The organism is Ureibacillus sp. MALMAid1270 (genome assembly GCF_049202975.1).
Taxonomy (GTDB): Bacteria; Bacillota; Bacilli; order Bacillales_A; family Planococcaceae; genus Ureibacillus.
This window is the reverse complement of sequence record NZ_JBMIRP010000090.1, coordinates 14,506-32,601: the sequence shown is the minus strand read 5'-3', so window position 1 is coordinate 32,601 and position 18,096 is coordinate 14,506. Positions and strand designations below refer to the sequence as shown.

At 34.8% G+C, this 18,096-nt stretch carries 19 protein-coding genes and 2 other annotated features; all 19 genes read left to right on the top strand.

What is annotated here, in order from left to right; all coding sequences use genetic code 11:
* The first annotated feature begins 50 nt into the window (after positions 1–50).
* The 19 genes from ACOQFO_RS11890 to obgE all read left to right on the top strand — a co-directional run bounded on the left by ACOQFO_RS11890 (position 51) and on the right by obgE (position 18,076).
* A complete protein-coding gene (locus ACOQFO_RS11890) occupies positions 51–959 on the top strand; it encodes a hypothetical protein (RefSeq protein WP_421689880.1) in 909 nt (302 codons plus the stop codon).
* A 339-nt stretch (positions 960–1,298) separates the two neighbouring features.
* Positions 1,299–1,549 (top strand) — a binding site (T-box leader).
* A 57-nt stretch (positions 1,550–1,606) separates the two neighbouring features.
* Entirely contained in the window at positions 1,607–4,255 is a 2,649-nt protein-coding gene (locus ACOQFO_RS11885) for a valine--tRNA ligase (RefSeq protein WP_421689879.1), read from the top strand.
* Positions 4,256–4,329: 74 nt separating this feature from the next.
* Positions 4,330–5,598, top strand: coding sequence for a bifunctional folylpolyglutamate synthase/dihydrofolate synthase (locus tag ACOQFO_RS11880; RefSeq protein ID WP_421689878.1), 1,269 nt, complete (start codon positions 4,330–4,332; stop codon positions 5,596–5,598).
* A 25-nt stretch (positions 5,599–5,623) separates the two neighbouring features.
* On the top strand, positions 5,624–6,886 hold the full coding sequence (locus tag ACOQFO_RS11875) for a bifunctional folylpolyglutamate synthase/dihydrofolate synthase (protein WP_421689877.1): 1,263 nt from the start codon (positions 5,624–5,626) through the stop codon (positions 6,884–6,886).
* A gap of 165 nt (positions 6,887–7,051) precedes the next feature.
* Complete coding sequence (locus ACOQFO_RS11870) at positions 7,052–7,708, top strand: hypothetical protein (protein ID WP_421689876.1); 657 nt, start codon at positions 7,052–7,054, stop codon at positions 7,706–7,708.
* A 95-nt stretch (positions 7,709–7,803) separates the two neighbouring features.
* The gene (locus tag ACOQFO_RS11865; protein WP_421689875.1) at positions 7,804–8,400 is read left to right on the top strand and encodes a Maf family protein; all 597 of its coding nucleotides are present in this window, start codon (positions 7,804–7,806) and stop codon (positions 8,398–8,400) included.
* A 34-nt stretch (positions 8,401–8,434) separates the two neighbouring features.
* Positions 8,435–9,106: a RadC family protein gene (gene radC, locus ACOQFO_RS11860; protein WP_421689910.1), complete on the top strand. Its 672-nt coding sequence runs from the start codon at positions 8,435–8,437 to the stop codon at positions 9,104–9,106.
* A gap of 441 nt (positions 9,107–9,547) precedes the next feature.
* Positions 9,548–10,570 carry a rod shape-determining protein gene (locus tag ACOQFO_RS11855; protein ID WP_421689874.1) on the top strand — a complete coding sequence of 341 codons (1,023 nt, stop codon included), beginning with the start codon at positions 9,548–9,550 and terminating at the stop codon, positions 10,568–10,570.
* Between the two features lie 12 nt (positions 10,571–10,582).
* Positions 10,583–11,482 (top strand): rod shape-determining protein MreC, encoded by a 900-nt coding sequence (gene mreC, locus ACOQFO_RS11850; protein ID WP_421689873.1) that lies wholly within the window; start codon positions 10,583–10,585, stop codon positions 11,480–11,482.
* Positions 11,482–12,009 carry a rod shape-determining protein MreD gene (gene mreD / locus ACOQFO_RS11845; protein ID WP_421689872.1) on the top strand — a complete coding sequence of 176 codons (528 nt, stop codon included), beginning with the start codon at positions 11,482–11,484 and terminating at the stop codon, positions 12,007–12,009. The genes mreC and mreD overlap by 1 nt, the downstream gene beginning before the upstream one ends.
* Before the next feature lie 23 nt (positions 12,010–12,032).
* The gene (locus ACOQFO_RS11840; RefSeq protein WP_421689871.1) at positions 12,033–12,701 is read left to right on the top strand and encodes a septum site-determining protein MinC; all 669 of its coding nucleotides are present in this window, start codon (positions 12,033–12,035) and stop codon (positions 12,699–12,701) included.
* A 1-nt stretch (position 12,702) separates the two neighbouring features.
* The gene (minD, locus tag ACOQFO_RS11835) at positions 12,703–13,500 is read left to right on the top strand and encodes a septum site-determining protein MinD (RefSeq protein ID WP_421689870.1); all 798 of its coding nucleotides are present in this window, start codon (positions 12,703–12,705) and stop codon (positions 13,498–13,500) included.
* 197 nt (positions 13,501–13,697) lie between these two features.
* On the top strand, positions 13,698–14,252 hold the full coding sequence (locus ACOQFO_RS11830) for a M23 family metallopeptidase (RefSeq protein ID WP_421689869.1): 555 nt from the start codon (positions 13,698–13,700) through the stop codon (positions 14,250–14,252).
* Positions 14,225–14,863, top strand: coding sequence for a site-2 protease family protein (locus tag ACOQFO_RS11825; RefSeq protein ID WP_421689868.1), 639 nt, complete (start codon positions 14,225–14,227; stop codon positions 14,861–14,863). The genes ACOQFO_RS11830 and ACOQFO_RS11825 overlap by 28 nt, the downstream gene beginning before the upstream one ends.
* A 42-nt stretch (positions 14,864–14,905) precedes the next feature.
* Positions 14,906–14,982, top strand: a sequence feature (ribosomal protein L21 leader region).
* A 14-nt stretch (positions 14,983–14,996) separates the two neighbouring features.
* Positions 14,997–15,305: a 50S ribosomal protein L21 gene (gene rplU, locus ACOQFO_RS11820; protein ID WP_421689867.1), complete on the top strand. Its 309-nt coding sequence runs from the start codon at positions 14,997–14,999 to the stop codon at positions 15,303–15,305.
* A 16-nt stretch (positions 15,306–15,321) separates the two neighbouring features.
* Positions 15,322–15,678 carry a ribosomal-processing cysteine protease Prp gene (locus ACOQFO_RS11815; protein ID WP_421689866.1) on the top strand — a complete coding sequence of 119 codons (357 nt, stop codon included), beginning with the start codon at positions 15,322–15,324 and terminating at the stop codon, positions 15,676–15,678.
* A 5-nt stretch (positions 15,679–15,683) separates the two neighbouring features.
* Positions 15,684–15,974 carry a 50S ribosomal protein L27 gene (gene rpmA / locus ACOQFO_RS11810; RefSeq protein ID WP_421689909.1) on the top strand — a complete coding sequence of 97 codons (291 nt, stop codon included), beginning with the start codon at positions 15,684–15,686 and terminating at the stop codon, positions 15,972–15,974.
* A 275-nt stretch (positions 15,975–16,249) separates the two neighbouring features.
* Positions 16,250–16,774 (top strand): Spo0B domain-containing protein, encoded by a 525-nt coding sequence (locus ACOQFO_RS11805; protein WP_421689865.1) that lies wholly within the window; start codon positions 16,250–16,252, stop codon positions 16,772–16,774.
* A 12-nt stretch (positions 16,775–16,786) separates the two neighbouring features.
* Positions 16,787–18,076: a GTPase ObgE gene (gene obgE, locus ACOQFO_RS11800; RefSeq protein ID WP_421689864.1), complete on the top strand. Its 1,290-nt coding sequence runs from the start codon at positions 16,787–16,789 to the stop codon at positions 18,074–18,076.
* The last annotated feature ends 20 nt before the right edge of the window (positions 18,077–18,096 follow it).

The window sequence follows — 18,096 nt, the reverse complement described above, 5'->3', positions numbered from 1 at the left end:
TTTGCATACTTGAAATTCTATCGCATATTGTATTAGCGGGAGGGATATCAGTGCAAAATTATAATTGGGATTTAAGAACACAATTTGTTTTTCCAGAAGAGTTAGGGATTGTAGAAGATGTTGTTTCTGTTGATATAAAACCACGTTGGCAATTGATTGAGACAGAAGATTGTTTTAGATTAGTAGGGATATACCATATCACTTCAACTGTACGTTTTGATCCGCATGAGTTACCTGAATACAGTGAAGGAACACTTATTGAACATTTAGAATTAAACGATAATAATGGGTATTTTGAGTATGCTTTACCTTTAGAAGTGAACTTACCGAAAGAAAAATTACCAGTTGGTAGCAACCCAGAAATTACTGTAGATAATATTCAACACAATGTATATGACGGTTCATGTGCTACAGTAAGCTGGGATGTTTGTTGTACAATCTCTGAGGAAGCGGTTGAACTTCAATTTGAGGAAGCGGTTGAACCTCAATTTGAGGAAATAAATCAGACATTTGAATCTTATTTAGAATCAAGCAGTGTACCTCTTGAAATACCTAGTGCAACTGCTTTTGCCGAAATGATTCAAGAGCCAAATACTGAAAAACTAGATCTAGTTGAGGTAAGCGAAGAGCCATTTGAAGTTGAAAGTGATTTAGAAAATCAGTTAGAAGAAAGACTTGATGAAGTACAGATTCCGGAAGAAGCAATCTTTGAAGAAAGTATTACAAATTTCTTTGAACCTGATGAGATTATACTTTCATCAAATGATGTAGAGCCTGAAGTTGAAGAAATTTTTGTTGAAAGTCAAAAAGAAAATCAGCAAAATGATTATGTTCAAACATCAAATATATTACAACAACAAACAAAAGACGCTGCATTTGATGATGATGATTTCTTCTCCAGTTTAAGTGAATCCTACACACTTCTTAATCTTAATTCAAATAAAGTCAGTCCAGAGTAACCAAGCAATAAAGATTAAAAGTATTAAAAATAAAAAATCTCCTGTTGTTGGGAAAAATAATGTTCGTAACCCTTGGAAAACAACTAATGGTATGATGATCTGTTTGCAATAAAATCTAATTTTTCTCAACTTAGGCGGTAGTAGATAAGGATTATAACCTTTTCTTCTTCTTTTCCGTTTCATAAAGGTTCACTTCCCTTCCAAATGGCTTGTTTTCGCGTGATTATTGGGAAAATTCACCCTACACAAGAAAAATTAAATCCAAGATAAATTCATTGTCACTTGAAAACTGTTAATGTTATATTATACAATATGAACAGTTTAAAATTTTAGTTCAATAGTGATGCGATGAATAGGAAGAGTAAAATGATCATGCTTGCATTAGAGAGGAAACGGTAGCTGAAAAGTTTCTGCAATCATTCATTTGAAGGTAGCCTAAGAGCAACTTTTGTGAAATAGTAGTAGCAAAATGTCGGTTAAACACCGTTATCGATTCGAGAGCTAAGACGATCTCAATGTTTTATACTTGATCATCGACTTAGAATAAAGGTGGTACCGCGGAATAAATGTAAAACTCCTTCGTCCTTTTTAAGACGAGAGGGGTTTTTTTATTTTTCTTTTTATTACTACAAGGAGGAGTCAAACATATGACAGAACAAAACATTTCAATGCCAACAAAATACGATCCACAAAGTATTGAAGCTGGTCGTTACGAATGGTGGCTACAAGGAAAGTACTTCGAAGCACAACCGGAAAGTGGGAAAGAACCATATTCAATTGTAATTCCACCTCCAAACGTAACGGGTAAATTACATCTTGGTCATGCATGGGATACAACATTACAAGACATTCTTATTCGTATGAAACGTATGCAAGGTTATGATGCATTATGGTTACCTGGTATGGACCATGCAGGGATTGCAACTCAAGCAAAAGTCGAGGAAAAATTACGTGCTGAAGGATTATCCCGCTATGATTTAGGACGTGAAAAATTCCTTGAAAAAACTTGGGAATGGAAAGAGGAATATGCTAGTCATATTCGTGCACAATGGTCAAAGCTTGGTTTAGCTCTTGATTACACACGTGAACGTTTTACATTAGATAAAGGTCTTTCAGATGCGGTAAAAGAAGTTTTCGTTAAATTATACGAAAAAGGATTAATTTATCGTGGAGAACGTATTATTAACTGGGATCCAGCTGCAAAAACTGCACTTTCCGATATTGAAGTAATTCATAAAGAGGTTGAAGGTGCATTCTATCATATGGAATATCCTTTAGCTGATGGCTCAGGTAAATTAAGAGTAGCTACAACACGTCCGGAAACAATGTTAGGTGACTCTGGTGTTGCAGTACATCCTGAAGATGAACGTTATAAACATTTAGTTGGTAAAACTGTAATTCTTCCAATCGTTGGTCGTGAAATCCCTATTGTTGCTGATGATTATGTTGATATGGAATTTGGAACTGGTGTAGTTAAAATGACTCCTGCTCATGATCCAAATGACTTTGAAGTAGGTAACCGTCATAACTTAGAAAGAATTTTAGTTATGAATGAAGACGGAACAATGAATGACCTTGCAGGTAAATACGCAGGAATGGATCGTTTCGAATGCCGTAAACAAATCGTAAAAGATTTACAAGAAGCTGGCGTTCTTGTTGAGATCGAACCACATACGCATCAAGTTGGTCACTCTGAACGTTCTGGTGCAGTTGTTGAACCGTACTTATCTGCACAATGGTTCGTAAAAATGGGACCACTTGCAGAGCAAGCATTAGAAATCCAAAAACACGAAGATGAGAAAGTAAACTTTGTTCCTAACCGCTTTGAGAACACTTATAACCGTTGGATGGAAAATATTCACGACTGGTGTATTTCTCGTCAACTTTGGTGGGGCCATCAAATCCCAGCTTGGTACCACAACGAAACTGGCGAAATTTATGTTGGTAAAGAAGCACCAGCAGATAGCGAAAACTGGACACAAGATGAAGACGTTCTTGATACTTGGTTCTCATCTGCATTATGGCCGTTTTCAACTATGGGTTGGCCAGATACAGAAAATGAAGAATATAAACGCTACTACCCAACAAATACATTAGTAACTGGTTATGACATTATTTTCTTCTGGGTTAGCCGTATGATTTTCCAAGGGAAAGAATTTACAGGTGTTCGTCCATTTAAAGATGTTTTAATCCACGGTTTAGTTCGTGACGGAGAAGGACGTAAAATGAGTAAGTCTCTTGGTAACGGTGTAGATCCAATGGATGTAATTGACCAATACGGTGCTGACTCACTACGTTACTTCCTAGCAACAGGTTCATCTCCTGGTCAAGACTTACGTTATACAAATGAGAAAGTTGAATCAACTTGGAATTTTGCTAACAAAATTTGGAATGCTTCCCGTTTCGCACTTATGAACATGGAAGGTTTAACATTCGAAGAGATCGACTTAACTGGCAATTTGAATGTTGCCGATAAATGGATATTAACTCGTTTAAATGAAACAATTGAACGTGTGACAACTTTATCTGACAAATATGAATTTGGAGAAGTTGGTCGTGAACTTTATAACTTCATCTGGGATGACTTCTGTTCATGGTATATCGAAATGGCGAAACTTCCATTATACGGTGAAGATGAAGCTGCAAAGAAAACAACTCGTTCTGTATTAGCATATGTTCTAGACAATACAATGCGATTATTACATCCAATGATGCCATTTATTACGGAAGAAATTTGGCAACACCTTCCACATGAAGGGGAATCTATTACTATTGCTCCATGGCCGACAGTGAAAGAAGAATTTAATTTTGCACAAGATGCAGACAGCATGAAGCTTTTAACAGAAATCATTCGCTCTGTTCGTAATATTCGTGCAGAAGTAAATACACCGATGAGTAAGCAAGTTCCTTTATATATTGCTGCAAAAGATGAGGCAACTAAAGTGGTTCTTGAAGAAAATCGTGCGTATTTAGAAAAATTCTGTAATCCAGAAACACTTACAATTGGCGTAAATATCGAAGCACCAGCACAATCAATGACAGCTGTAGTAACTGGTGCAGAATTGTTCTTACCATTAGCTGGGTTAATTAACCTAGAGGAAGAAATTGAACGTTTATCTAAAGAGCTTGAAAAATGGGCTAAAGAAGTTAAACTTGTTTCAGGTAAACTATCTAACGAAAAATTCGTTTCTAAAGCACCAGAAGCTCTTGTTGCAAAAGAACGTGAAAAACTAGCTGATTACCAAGAAAAATATGAAGCAGTTGAAAAACGTTTAGCAGAATTAAAAAATATGTAATATCATTAAAGATGTCCTAGTGTAAGCTAGGGCATTTTTTCTTAAACTTATCAACTTAATCGAGGCGATTACATATGTTTCAGACGATTGAAGAATGTACGAATTTTATTTTTCAGTTAAAGGCTAGCCAATATAAGGGAAAGCCGTTAGAAGCTGTTCAGATTATATTAAAAGAATTAGGAAATCCACACTGGTCCATCCAGTTTATGCACTTTGCGGGTTCCAATGGGAAAGGTTCAACCCTAAATGCGACTAGAGAAATATTAATGACTCATGGATTACAAGTTGGTGCATTTACATCGCCACATTTAGAAAGAGCGAACGAACGGGTTACGATCAATAAAAAACAAATATCGGATGAGAAATTCCTTACTTATGCCAATAGAATAGCAACGATTATTGAGGATAAGCTCGAAGGTAAGTACCCGACATTTTTTGAAGTGATGATGCTTATTGCATTTCAACATTTTGCTGATGAAAGAGTGGACATAGCACTAATTGAAGCTGGCATCGGTGGCCGAATCGATTCAACGAATGTTATTACACCTAAAGTGTCAATCATTACAACTATTTCTTTAGAACATACAGAAATATTAGGAGACACTTATGGAAAAATAGCTTCAGAAAAAGCGGGAATTATTAAAAATAATATTCCAGTTGTTGTAGGTGTTAAAAATGCTGAAGCAATTGAAGTGATTAATAAACAAGCACAAGAAATGAATTCCCAAATTTATTTTCTAGGAAAAGATATTCAAACTAAAGTGATAGAAAAAGGAAATCCTTTATATTTTAATTACCGCTCCTCGTTAAATGAAATAGAGGAAATTCCACTTGTAATGGAGGGGAGCCATCAAGTAGATAATGCAGCTTTAGCGATTACTGCTTCTTTAATTTATGCTCCTACCATTACAAAAGATACAATACGAGTAGCTTTAGGAAAAGCTAAATGGGAAGGTAGATTTGAAAGAATCGGGAAGCAAATTATTATTGATGGTGCCCATAATTCTGAAGGGACAAGTGCACTAATAAGCACATTAAAGGATGTTGAGCCAAATAAAAAGTACAAATTTATCTATGCAGCATTATTAGATAAGGACCATCAGAAAAGTATTGAATTGATGGATCAAGTTGCTCAAAAAATGTGCTTTACAGAAATTCCATTACCAAGACGAGCAGAAGCGGAATTACTTGCTTCACAATCAAAACATCCTACAGTTATTGTAAATAAAGATTGGAAACAATTGATTGAATCAGAAATAGATGAATTAGCTAATGATGAACTACTTGTGATAACTGGTTCATTGTACTTTATTGCTGAAGTTAGACAAACTCTAATTCAATGAATATTAGAAAGAAGGATCAGTTTATATGATTCCAAAACTAGATGAATACAAGAAAAAATGGGAAGTAAATAGTGATGCATCCATTAAACCTGGTTTAGAAGCGATAAAAAGTGCATTGCATTTATTAGATAATCCACATAAATCATTACAAGTGGTCCATTTAGCTGGAACGAATGGAAAAGGGTCCACACTTACTTTCATAGAAAACATCGCGTTAAATCATGGTTTAACCGTTGGAAAATTTATGTCACCGTGTATTGTAGATGTTCATGATCAAATACAAATTAACGGGAACCCCATCTCACCAAAAGAAATGGATGGAATATTTGCTACTTTTAAGAAATTGAATATAAGTGGATTACTTACTGATTTTGAATTGCTTACTTGTGCAGCATTCCTTCATTTTAAAAATCATAATGTTGATTTAGTTTTACTGGAAGCAGGAATGGGTGGTAGAGAAGATAGTACAAATGTGATTACCCCTATTGTTTCGGTTATTCCTAGCATTTCGTTAGAACATACTCGTTTCCTTGGTAACTCAATTGAGAGTATCGCATCTCATAAAGCTGGTATTATTAAGGAAAATAGACCAGTAGTTATCGGTAACTTACCGGAAGAAGCAATAGAAGTTATCGAAAAGGAAGCAAAACAAAATAATGCACCACTTTATCGAATAGGTTCTGATTTTCAAGTGGAACTAAGTAATGATGGTGATATTTATGTAAATGAAAATAAAAACATTCGAATTGATCATTTACATCGTGCATTACTTGGAGACCATCAAGGCAACAATATGGCATTAGCAATAACTGCCTTCATAGAAGTTGCACAACATTTTCAAATCAACATTTCAGATAGTAAGGTTCGAGAAGCGATTGAAAATGCTAAGGTACCTGGTCGATTTGAAGAAGTTCTATATAATGTATATTTTGACGGTGCACATAACCCTGACAGTGCAAATAAGCTTGCTCAAACGATTAAACAACATTTTCAAAATGAAGAGATTACATTTGTCGTTGGTATGTTAGCAGATAAAGATATTAAAAACGTACTTTCAATATTGGAAAATGTAAGCAATCAATTTTATTTTGTTGACTTTTCGAATCCACGCGCAATGAATGCAGAAGAAATGTTGAATTTGTCGAATGCGAACAATAAGATTGTTCTGAAGGATCCAATTGCCTTTTTAAAGACTAGAAGTATGGCCGAGGGAAAAACAATTGTAACAGGTTCCCTTTACTTACTAGCTGAAATCCGCCAGCAATTACTGGATAACAATAAGATGTGATGAAGGACCCTTAAATTACATTGTCATGACTTTTTCATAATAAATAGAATTATGTATATTTTTAACGATTTATGGGCATTATTGCGATAAATATTTTTGACGAGGCGACATAGTCCTTGTCTTTTTTTGTTTTAGGTTTGATACGGTAGACTAGAGGTGATATGCATGAAATTTTCAAGAATAATCGGTCGAAAAGAACTCATTCAAGCAACAATATTTGGTTCAATAGCTGGCATAATTGGTGTTGTCTTTTTTGTCTTTATTTTAAACTCGATGAAATCAGAAGAACTACAACAAGAGACTGCTGAACAAAGTGAAGAGGCAGGACAGGAAGAAACTGTACCTGTTGTGTCTGAACAAACAAATACACCTTCTAGCGATTTATTTGATAAACAATTTTATGCAAATCAATACGGTGTTTTTTCGTCATTTAATGGTGCTACGGAATTCATGGCTAGTTATCCTTCATTAAATCTAAGTGCTATTGTAAAAGTGGACAATAGTTATTACATTTGGTCAGAAATTTCATCAACTAAAGAGGGAATTACTAAAACAGATGATCCGGCTTCATTCATAAAATCATTTACATTCTCTGGTGGTGCCTGTACAAACCCATCGATTCAAAATGTTCCAATTTTACTATCAAGTGAAGAACGTTCAAAATATTATTTTGAAGGTACTGATATTCCGGAAAATTTACCTACTGATTGGCAAACGATAACTACAGCAATGTCAAACCTTTCAAGTGATTTAGATGTTACGCGTGTTCATTTATTAAAGCATTATTTTGAGCAAAATAACTGCTTGAAAATACAATTTTAACATGATGATTTATAGTCAAAAGTCGTTTTTTTAACTACCAATCAAATTTTTCAAAACAATTCTCCTAGGGTATGATAGAGCTAGGAGGAATGGTCATGAAATTTAAAACAAACCACAAAATCGTACTCGCTTCTGCTTCACCGAGACGAAAAGAATTGCTTTCTAAACTTGGCGTACCTTTTGAGGTTGTATCAAGTGATGTGGAGGAAACATCTGTCAAAGCAGATACGATGGAAAACTATGTGCGGGAAGTAGCATTATTGAAAGCTCGTGATGTTGCTAAAAAAGAACCAGGTAAAACGATCATTGGTGCAGATACTGTTGTTGTTTTTCAAAATCAACTTCTTCATAAACCAAAAACAATAGAAGAGGCAATTGATCATTTAGAGAAGCTTTCAAATAATTGCCATTCTGTCATGACTGCTATAGCAGTTATTAATAGCAATGGAAATGAAGAAACCTTTGTTGAAGAAACGAAAGTATATTTTAAAAACCTATCACCCGCTCTAATTAAAGCCTATGTTGATACCGGAGATCCTTTTGATAAGGCAGGAGGATATGGTATTCAAACTGGTGGTGCATTGTTTATCGACCGCATAGAAGGTGATTATAATAACGTCGTCGGATTTCCATTAGCAGCGGTTTTTGAAAAGTTGATCACTTTAAATATTCTACATATTTTTAGGAAGTGATGAATGATTGGTAGTGAATGCTTTTCCAGAATTAATGATTCGTGATGTCCATATAAATGATCGTCCAAGGGAAAGGTTGATGAGACAAGGTGCTCAAAGTCTGTCCAACCAAGAATTAATAGCTATACTACTTCGAACTGGTACAAAACAAGAATCTGTTTTGTCACTAGCAAATCGGGTATTAACTTATTTCGAACAAATACATGAACTAAAACATGCGACTCTAGAGGAAATCGTATCGATAAAAGGGATTGGTGAAGCTAAAGCGGTACAGCTTTTGGCTGCAATAGAGCTCGGTAGAAGATTAGCACAAATGCAAGTCAATAATCGTTTTACAATCCGTTCTCCCCATGATGCGGCCAGCTTCCTAATGCCGGAAATGTCGTCCTTAAACCAAGAACATTTTGTCGTACTATTTCTAAATACAAAAAATCAAATTATCCATAAACAAACCATCTTTATAGGCAGTCTTAACTCCTCAATTGTACATCCACGTGAAATATTTCGAGAAGCAGTGAAACGATCAGCCGCTTCAATTATTTGTTCCCATAATCATCCAAGTGGGGTACCGACTCCTAGTCCAGAAGATATTGATGTTACTAAGAGATTGCAAGAGGCAGGTTATATTATTGGAATTGACCTCATCGATCATATCATTATTGGGGATCATCAATTTATTAGTTTAAAGGAAAAAGGTTATATGTAATGTAAAAAATATTTTTTTTAAAAAACATTATATTTCATCAAATATTAGCTATATTAAAAACTCGATCTATTTTTGGTCGAGTTTTTTACAATATTACATAAACATTTCGAAAGAACCTATTTTATTTTAATACGTCTTGTTATTTGGAGAATTTAGTCATACGAATGTAATAAGTTCAATAAATTTTTTATTTGTTCTATGGGCAAAATACAAATACAATGAAAGTTGACGATTTGGAAAACACAACGAAATAAAAGTAATAGTTGATGTATTTTCAATTGAAGGTAGTTTGTTCTCCTATCAACACTAAAAAACAAAGTTCTACAAATTTTAGTGAAGGATTACATCTATACTATAATTTTTCTAATTAATCAGCTATAATAAATCTTATGATTTAAGGACTAGATTTTTGTCCTGGCTTAGAGAAAGGGAGTACAAAACTTGTTTGGACTAGGAAATAAAGATGTCGGGATCGATCTTGGCACAGCTAATACATTAGTATTTATTAAAGGGAAGGGAATTGTTTTACGTGAACCTTCAGTCGTAGCCAAGAATACTAAAACTGGAGATATTGTCGCAGTAGGAAATGATGCAAAGAACATGATTGGTCGTACACCAGGTTCAATTGTTGCCATTCGACCAATGAAAGATGGAGTAATTGCAGATTTTGATATTACGACTGCAATGATCCAATATTATTTAAGACAAGCGCTTAAAAATTCAGGTTCTAATTGGAAAAAACCAAATGTTATGATTTGTGTACCTTACGGAATAACTACTGTAGAACAACGCGCGGTAATTGATGCAAGTAGACAAGCTGGTGCAAAAGAAGCGTTTACAATTGAAGAACCATTTGCAGCTGCAATCGGTGCTAATTTACCAGTATGGGATCCAACGGGTTCTATGGTTGTTGATATTGGTGGAGGAACTACTGAAGTTGCGGTTATTTCATTAGGTGGTATTGTAACAAGTGATTCAGTTCGTATCGGTGGAGATGCAATGGATCAAGCAATTATTAGCTATATTCGTAAAGCATATAATCTAACAATTGGTGAGCGTACTGCCGAAAATATTAAAATTGAAATTGGTACAGCTCGTGTAGAGAGCGACAACATCGAAAAAATGGAAATTCGTGGACGAGATTTAGTTACAGGATTACCAAAAACAATTGAAATTACTTCTCAAGAAATATCAGATTCATTAAAAGAAGCAATTGCTTCTATTATTGATGGGGTTAAAAAGACGCTAGAACAGACACCTCCAGAACTTTCTGCAGACGTAATGGAAAGAGGAATCGTTCTTACAGGTGGTGGAGCGTTACTTAGAAATCTTGACAAAGTCATAAGTGATGAAACGAAAATGCCTGTATTTATTGCAGAAAATCCTTTAGATTGTGTTGCAATTGGTACTGGAAAAGCATTAGATCATATTGATTTAGTTCGTTCTCAACAATTAAAGAAATAAGGAGGAAGTACAATGCCACATTTTTCAAACAAGAAATTAATATTGCTATTAGTTAGCATGATTTTCATTGTGGCATTGATTAGCTTCTCATTACGTGACCGTCAAAACGCAACATTACCCGAACAATTCATAAAAGATACTGTTGGTTTAGCGCAAGGTTTTATTGCTAAACCAGCAAATTACATAACAGGAATTTTTAATGACATTAATTCTTTATTAAATACTTATGAAGAAAATAAACGTTTAAAAACACGTTTAGAAGACTTTGCGGTATTACAATCTGAAGTGAATACGCTAAAAAATGAAAATAACTCATTGCGTGATATCGTGGAAAAAGAAGACAGTCTACGAGAATACATTCCTATTCAAGCAACTGTAATCGCACGAAATCCTGACCAATGGGAAGAAAAGATTATTTTAGATAAAGGTTCTTCACACGGTATAGAAGTGAATATGGCAGTCATGACATCTAAAGGATTAATTGGTAAAATAAGTCTAGTTACACCCTTAACTTCAGAGGTGGAACTTATTCAAACCAACAATCCGAATTTTCGTGTTTCTGCCGTTATTCAGGGAGAAAATGAAGAGATTTTCGGTTTAATAGAAGGATTTGATGTTGAACGTAATGAATTAATAATGAAGCGAATCGATTCAAGCTTTGAAGTTAAAGAAGGAGAACTCGTTATTTCTTCTGGATTAGGTGGAATATTCCCAAAAGGAATTTTAATTGGAGAAATTACTGAAGTTACAACGGATGATTTTGGCTTAACGAAAATGGCCTTTATTAAACCAGCGGCAGATTTTTCAATGTTACAAGATGTCATGATTGCGAAACGAAATGTTATTACGATCGATGAACATGAACAATTGAAAAACGAACAAACTGAAACACAAGTTGAAGGTGATTCATAATGGTTGTTCGATTTCTCATTCCATTAACAGCAATTTTATTATTTTTATTAGAACCTGAATTTGCACTTTTTTCACCGATTGAACTAAATGGACAAATTGTCTATTTAGTTCCTCGCTTTTTAATTTTATATTTAATTTTCGTATCGATATACTACAGCCGCAAACGAGCAGTAGTATATGGTGTTATATTTGGACTCTTGTATGATGTTTTTTACATTGATATTATTGGATTATATACAGTTCTTTACCCATTAATTGGACTAATTGCGGGTTCGACTGTTAAATTTATCCATCAACATTTAATTATCACTACGTTTCTATCAGTAATTCTCGTCGCTTTGATGGAAATAGTACTATACTATTTCTTCTTATTTATCAATTTTACATCGATTTCAATAACTGATTTTATGATGATCCGCTTAATACCAACGATGATTGCTAATTTACTATTCTTAGTAATGCTCGGATGGGTATTCAAATACTTAATCAATGCGCGTGTATTACAACGTGCTAGTGAAAATACTTAGACTTGCGTGAGGTGTCGCTTTATATGAAAAAACAGCTTGTCCATATTAAAGGGACAAAAGAAGGATTGGTACTTCGACTTGATGACTGTTGCGCCTACGCTGATTTAATAGAAGAGCTTGAAAGTAGAGTTTCTGAAGGCGGTATCGATAATAAAGTAGATGTTCAACTTGATTTGGGGTACCGTTTTTTGACAAAAGAACAGAAAAAAGATTTAGTTCAAGTTGTAGAGCAATCTGGTAAAATGCATGTATCAAATGTTTATAGTGAAGTGATTAGTGTTGAAGAAAGTAATGAGCTGATTCTTGCAAGTAAACGTGACACCTTTTTTGGAATTGTTCGCTCAGGTCAAATTGTAAAAGCTACGGGGGACATCGTTATTATTGGTGACGTGAATCCAAATGGACGAGTTGAAGCAGGGGGTAGTATTTACGTTCTTGGTAAACTGAAAGGACAAGTTCATGCTGGGATTGAAGGAAATCAAGAATCGATTATTGCTGCTTCCCATTTTGAACCAACACATGTCGCAATTGCAGATAAAATGGACGTTATGTCAAATGAAAAACCATTCGTTAGTCAACATTTAGATCAAATATTCGCATTTATCGATCATAATGGCGTCATTACTTATGATCGCTTGCAAGAAGCAAGGAATTTACGTCCGACTTTAAATATTGTACAAGGGGGAAGCTAATGTGGGTGAAGCAATTGTAATTACTTCAGGAAAAGGCGGTGTTGGTAAAACGACGACTACCGCAAATCTTGGAACTGCATTGGCTCTTCAAGGTAAAAAAGTATGTTTAGTAGATACTGATATTGGTTTACGTAATCTTGATGTTGTACTAGGTCTAGAGAATCGTATCATTTATGATTTAGTAGATGTAATCGAAGGCCGTTGTAAGATTCATCAAGCAATCGTAAGAGACAAACGTGTTGATGAGAAACTATTTTTATTGCCTGCTGCTCAAACGACAGATAAAAATGCTGTTAATCCAAAGCAGATGAAGAGCTTAATAGACGAGTTAAAACGCGAATATGATTATGTTTTAATCGATTGCCCTGCTGGAATTGAGCAAGGGTATCGTAATGCTGTGGCTGGTGCTGATCGCGCAATAGTTGTAACGACTCCAGAAATTTCTGCAGTTCGTGATGCAGACCGAATTATCGGCTTATTAGAACAAGAAGAAATAGAACCGCCACGTTTAATTATTAATCGTGTTCGTAAAAAGCTGATGAATAACGGAGATACACTAGATGTAAACGACATTACAACTCACTTATCTATTGATCTATTAGGTATTATTGTTGAGGCAGATGAAGTAATCAGTTCTTCCAATAAAGGAGAACCGATTGTAATGGATCCGAATAATAAAGCTTCATTAGGTTACCGCAATATTGCTCGTAGAATTTTAGGCGAATCAGTTCCTTTAATGTCATTAGACGATGATCAAAAAGGTGTATTTGCAAAAATTAAATCTCTTTTTTCTAGATAGCTTACATGTTGATCCCTTAAGTATGTTGTTGCTTAAGGGATTTTTATATTTTAGATTACTAGTTTTTTATATTGAATCGAGGTATTTAGAGGACTCTACTGTATTAGCATAAATTTTTCACTTTTTCTTTTACCATTCTCTTAGAATCTTAATTTAATAACTTTCATATACTATAAAAAATGGGAATGGATGATATCTTGTTAAAAAAGTGGAAATGGATTGGTGCTGGGATTTTATGTGTAACAGTTCTTGCAACAAATCATTTACAAGAGAGCGGAAAAATGAATACCGATATTAAAAAAATTGTATATAGTTCTGAAGACTTGAACTTTATGCGAAATGTATTACGGGATGTATTCGTAACGGAGGAAGATCCCACTATTGCAGTTTCTTCTGAAGCAGTTGATAATGAATTATTATCATTTGTAGCGGTTAAACCGTATAATGACGGGTATTTATTAACATTTGAACAAGGTCTACCAATTGTGGCCATTGAAAATGGACTAGTCGTCTATACTGGACATAATACGTATACGGGCAAAACCATTTCTGTATTTTATGAAAATAACACGACTGTAACATATGGATTTGTCGATGCTTTTACGACATTACCATATACTTCAATCGGAAAAGGCCAGACCATTGCTAACAAAGAAAATTCAGGGGATTTATATATTCAAATTGAAACGAATGGGAAACGTTTGAATTTAGATGAAACCATTAAATGGATGAGAGAGTTCGTACCATCGTGAAAGGAATGGTCATTCATCCACTATTTTTACCATTACTCTTTGGGATGGTCCTATACGGAGATGTAGCGTATTATGCAATGATTTTAACGTCTTTAATTGTTCATGAACTTGGGCACTTAATTGCAGCTTGGTTAACTAAAGTAAAAGTTGAACGATGTGTTATCATGCCTTATGGCGGGGAAATAGAGCTTGCAGGTGGTACATCCCTAAATCCAAAAAAGCAATTAATTATAGCAATAGGTGGTCCAATCGCTACTTTTTGTTGCATGATGATTACCCCAATGCTAGATCCATTATTTGCAGAACCTTTTTTAAAAATACAATTAATTTTATTATTAATTAACTTAGTTCCTATTTGGCCATTAGATGGTGGTAGGATTGTTTTTTCTTTAATACTTCTTTACAGTAGGAAAGCTAGAAATTATGAATGGTTTATGTTAATTTCATTGCTAACCATTTCATTAGCACTTATTATTACCTTTATTCTCTTACCTCGATCTCTTTTTATATTTGTTTTATGTATTTTTTTATTCATCAAGATTGTACAAGAATGGAGATATCGAAAATATCGTTTGGCCTTTCAAAAACATGTCATGAAAAGATTGACTTAAAAGTAGTGATGTGTTAGTATTTTAATGTTATTGTTTGTAGCACCCGTGCTACAACCGCTCTGGAAAGGTTTAAGTATCGATAAGATCACCTTTCATATCAGGCGAGTCTTAGACTTAGAGGAGGTGCAGTTAAATGTACGCAATTATCGAAACTGGTGGTAAACAAATCAAAGTAGAAGCTGGACAAGAAATCTATGTTGAAAAACTAGGTGTTGCAGCTAACGAAGTAGTAACTTTTGATAAAGTTTTATTTGTAGGTGGAGAAACAGTAAAAGTTGGAGCTCCAACTGTTGAAGGTGCTACTGTTACAGCGAAAGTTGTAAAAGAAGGACGTGCTAAAAAAATCACTGTATTCAAATACAAAGCGAAGAAAAACTACCGTCGTAAACAAGGTCATCGTCAACCATACACTAAATTAGTTGTTGAATCAATCAACGCTTAATATTAGGAGTGATGACATGATAACTGTTACGATTCATCACGATGAAAATAGACATGTATCTGCATTTGAATTTTCAGGTCATGCTGAGTACGATCAAACAGGCAAAGATTTAGTTTGCGCAGGTGCATCGACAATTGCCTTTGGTACAGTCAATGCTATCTATGCTTTACTTAATATTGAGCCTAAAATTGAACAGGCTAATGAAGGGGGAGGCTATTTACGAATAGAACTTCCATCTGACATAGATTCTGAGATCGATGCAAAACTACAGCTAATTGTCCAAGTAATGACTGCTCAAGTGTATTCTATGGTGCAGAGTTATGGACAATATATTCGTATCAACTACAACCTAGTAGGAGGTGGAACAGAATGAAATTATTGTTATCTTTAGATCTTCAATTTTTCGCTTCGAAAAAAGGGGTAGGTTCTACTAAGAACGGTCGTGACTCTGAAGCAAAACGTTTAGGTGCTAAACGTGCTGACGGTCAATTCGTAACTGGTGGTTCAATTCTTTACCGTCAACGCGGTACAAAAATTTACCCAGGTACAAACGTTGGTCGTGGTGGAGATGACACACTTTTCGCTAAAGTTGACGGCGTTGTTAAATTCGAACGTATGGGCCGTGACAAGAAAAAAGTTAGTGTATACCCAGTAGCTCAAGAAGCATAATAATCGAAAGGACTGCTTGATGCAGTCCTTTTCTTTTTAAAAGCACATGAACTTTCAGGACTGCATTACGCAGTCCTTTTTTCGCTTCAAGAAAAGTAATTACATCAATCATATTGCATACTTACTCAATGCTGGATGGATTAATATAACATTTATTCCAACTAACTAACCTTCCAAGTTATATAAATGAAGGAAAAAGTTAGCCAAACTTGATATACTAAAATATAGTTGTGTTATTTTTTGGTTGATTTTAAGTAGTATGTTGGGAGAAAATTATGGATAGTAAAAAAGCATTAACAGTAGTTGAATCAATACGTTTAGCAAATCATGATTTTTTAAATCATTTTCAACTAATCCAATTACATTTGGAATTAGGAAATGTGGATGAAGCAAAAAATATAATGAAAGATATTTCAACAAAATATAAAACATATTCATCACTAAATAAGTTATCTTTACCTAAAACAGTGGAATGGTTATATACGTGTGGTTGGCGATTTCCAGCAATTCAACTTTCAATAAATTGTAAAGCAACAGATTCAAATTATACTCAAAATGATGATGAAATTGTACAATACTTAGAAGAAACGTTGAAACATGTTTATAATGATTTAGATCCATTTAGTGAACAGAATTTATTAATTACTATTGAGTCAGCACAAAATCAATTTAAACTTCAATTCCATCTAAAAGGAAAGTGGAGTTCAAAATCATTTCAAACTGTATTAATGGAAAATATAAAAGTACAAACATATGAAGAGACACAACAATCTTGGAAATATGAATTGACTTCAGATTAGGAGTGAAATCAATTGTTCGTAGATCACGTTAAGATTTATGTAAAAGGCGGAGACGGCGGAGATGGAATGGTAGCCTTCCGTCGTGAGAAATATGTACCCAATGGTGGTCCAGCTGGTGGTGATGGAGGAAATGGTGGTAACATTGTTTTCCAAGTTGAAGAAGGACTAAGAACTTTAATGGACTTCCGTTATAAACGTCACTTTAAAGCTGAGCGCGGAGAACATGGGATGAGTAAAGGGATGCATGGGAAAAATGCAGAAGATTTAGTAGTAAAAGTCCCACCTGGTACAGTTGTGAAAAATGAGGAAACTGGTACGGTCATTGCGGATTTAGTAGAGCATGGACAAACCGCAGTAATCGCCCGTGGCGGACGTGGAGGAAGAGGAAATACACGTTTTTCAACACCTGCAAACCCTGCACCAGAAATTGCAGAAAAAGGTGAGCCAGGCCAAGAAATTAATGTTATATTAGAATTGAAAGTATTGGCAGATGTTGGTTTAGTTGGTTTCCCGAGTGTTGGTAAATCAACAATTCTTTCTGTCGTATCAGCAGCTAAACCAAAAATTGGTGCATACCATTTTACAACAATAGTTCCTAATTTAGGAATGGTAGAAACGGATGACGGTCGTAGCTTTGCGATGGCAGATTTACCTGGATTAATCGAAGGGGCACATCAAGGGGTTGGTTTAGGTATGCAATTCCTTCGACACATTGAACGTACACGTGTAATTGTTCATGTGGTCGATATGAGTGGCATGGAAGGACGTGATCCATATGAGGATTACGTTACGATTAATGAAGAACTTAAACAATATAATCTGCGTTTAATGGAAAGACCTCAAATTGTAGTTGCCAATAAAATGGATCTTCCTGATGCAGAGGAGAATTTACAGGAATTTAAAAAGAAAGTTGGAGATTCTGTTAAAGTATTTCCAATTTCGGCAGTTTCTCGTCAAGGGTTAAAACCAGTATTATATGAGATTGCTGACTTATTAGAAGTTACACCTGAATTCACTTTACATGAAATTGAAGAAGAAGAAAGCGATGCAACTGTTCTATATAAACATGAGAAGAAAGGCGATGACTTTGAAATTACACGTGATGATGATGGTGCATATGTAATTTCAGGGTACTCAATTGAACGTCTATTTAAGATGACAGACTTCAGTCGTGAAGATGGTATACGTCGCTTTGCAAGACAACTTCGTGCTATGGGGGTTGACGATGCGTTACGTGCAAGAGGCGCACAAGATGGGGATACAGTACGCTTATTAGAATTTGAATTTGAGTTTGTAGATTAACAAATTTCAAATAATTATTT

Excerpts from the sequence above, each read along its gene's own strand:
- ACOQFO_RS11885 (WP_421689879.1), top strand. The coding sequence starts at position 1,607 with ATGACAGAACAAAACATTTCAATGCCAACAAAATACGATCCACAAAGT.
- ACOQFO_RS11880 (WP_421689878.1), top strand. The coding sequence starts at position 4,330 with ATGTTTCAGACGATTGAAGAATGTACGAATTTTATTTTTCAGTTAAAG.
- ACOQFO_RS11875 (WP_421689877.1), top strand. The coding sequence starts at position 5,624 with ATGATTCCAAAACTAGATGAATACAAGAAAAAATGGGAAGTAAATAGT.
- ACOQFO_RS11870 (WP_421689876.1), top strand. The coding sequence starts at position 7,052 with ATGAAATTTTCAAGAATAATCGGTCGAAAAGAACTCATTCAAGCAACA.
- ACOQFO_RS11865 (WP_421689875.1), top strand. The coding sequence starts at position 7,804 with ATGAAATTTAAAACAAACCACAAAATCGTACTCGCTTCTGCTTCACCG.
- radC (WP_421689910.1), top strand. The coding sequence starts at position 8,435 with ATGATTCGTGATGTCCATATAAATGATCGTCCAAGGGAAAGGTTGATG.
- mreC (WP_421689873.1), top strand. The coding sequence starts at position 10,583 with ATGCCACATTTTTCAAACAAGAAATTAATATTGCTATTAGTTAGCATG.
- mreD (WP_421689872.1), top strand. The coding sequence starts at position 11,482 with ATGGTTGTTCGATTTCTCATTCCATTAACAGCAATTTTATTATTTTTA.
- ACOQFO_RS11840 (WP_421689871.1), top strand. The coding sequence starts at position 12,033 with ATGAAAAAACAGCTTGTCCATATTAAAGGGACAAAAGAAGGATTGGTA.
- ACOQFO_RS11825 (WP_421689868.1), top strand. The coding sequence starts at position 14,225 with ATGGATGAGAGAGTTCGTACCATCGTGAAAGGAATGGTCATTCATCCA.
- rplU (WP_421689867.1), top strand. The coding sequence starts at position 14,997 with ATGTACGCAATTATCGAAACTGGTGGTAAACAAATCAAAGTAGAAGCT.
- ACOQFO_RS11815 (WP_421689866.1), top strand. The coding sequence starts at position 15,322 with ATGATAACTGTTACGATTCATCACGATGAAAATAGACATGTATCTGCA.
- ACOQFO_RS11805 (WP_421689865.1), top strand. The coding sequence starts at position 16,250 with ATGGATAGTAAAAAAGCATTAACAGTAGTTGAATCAATACGTTTAGCA.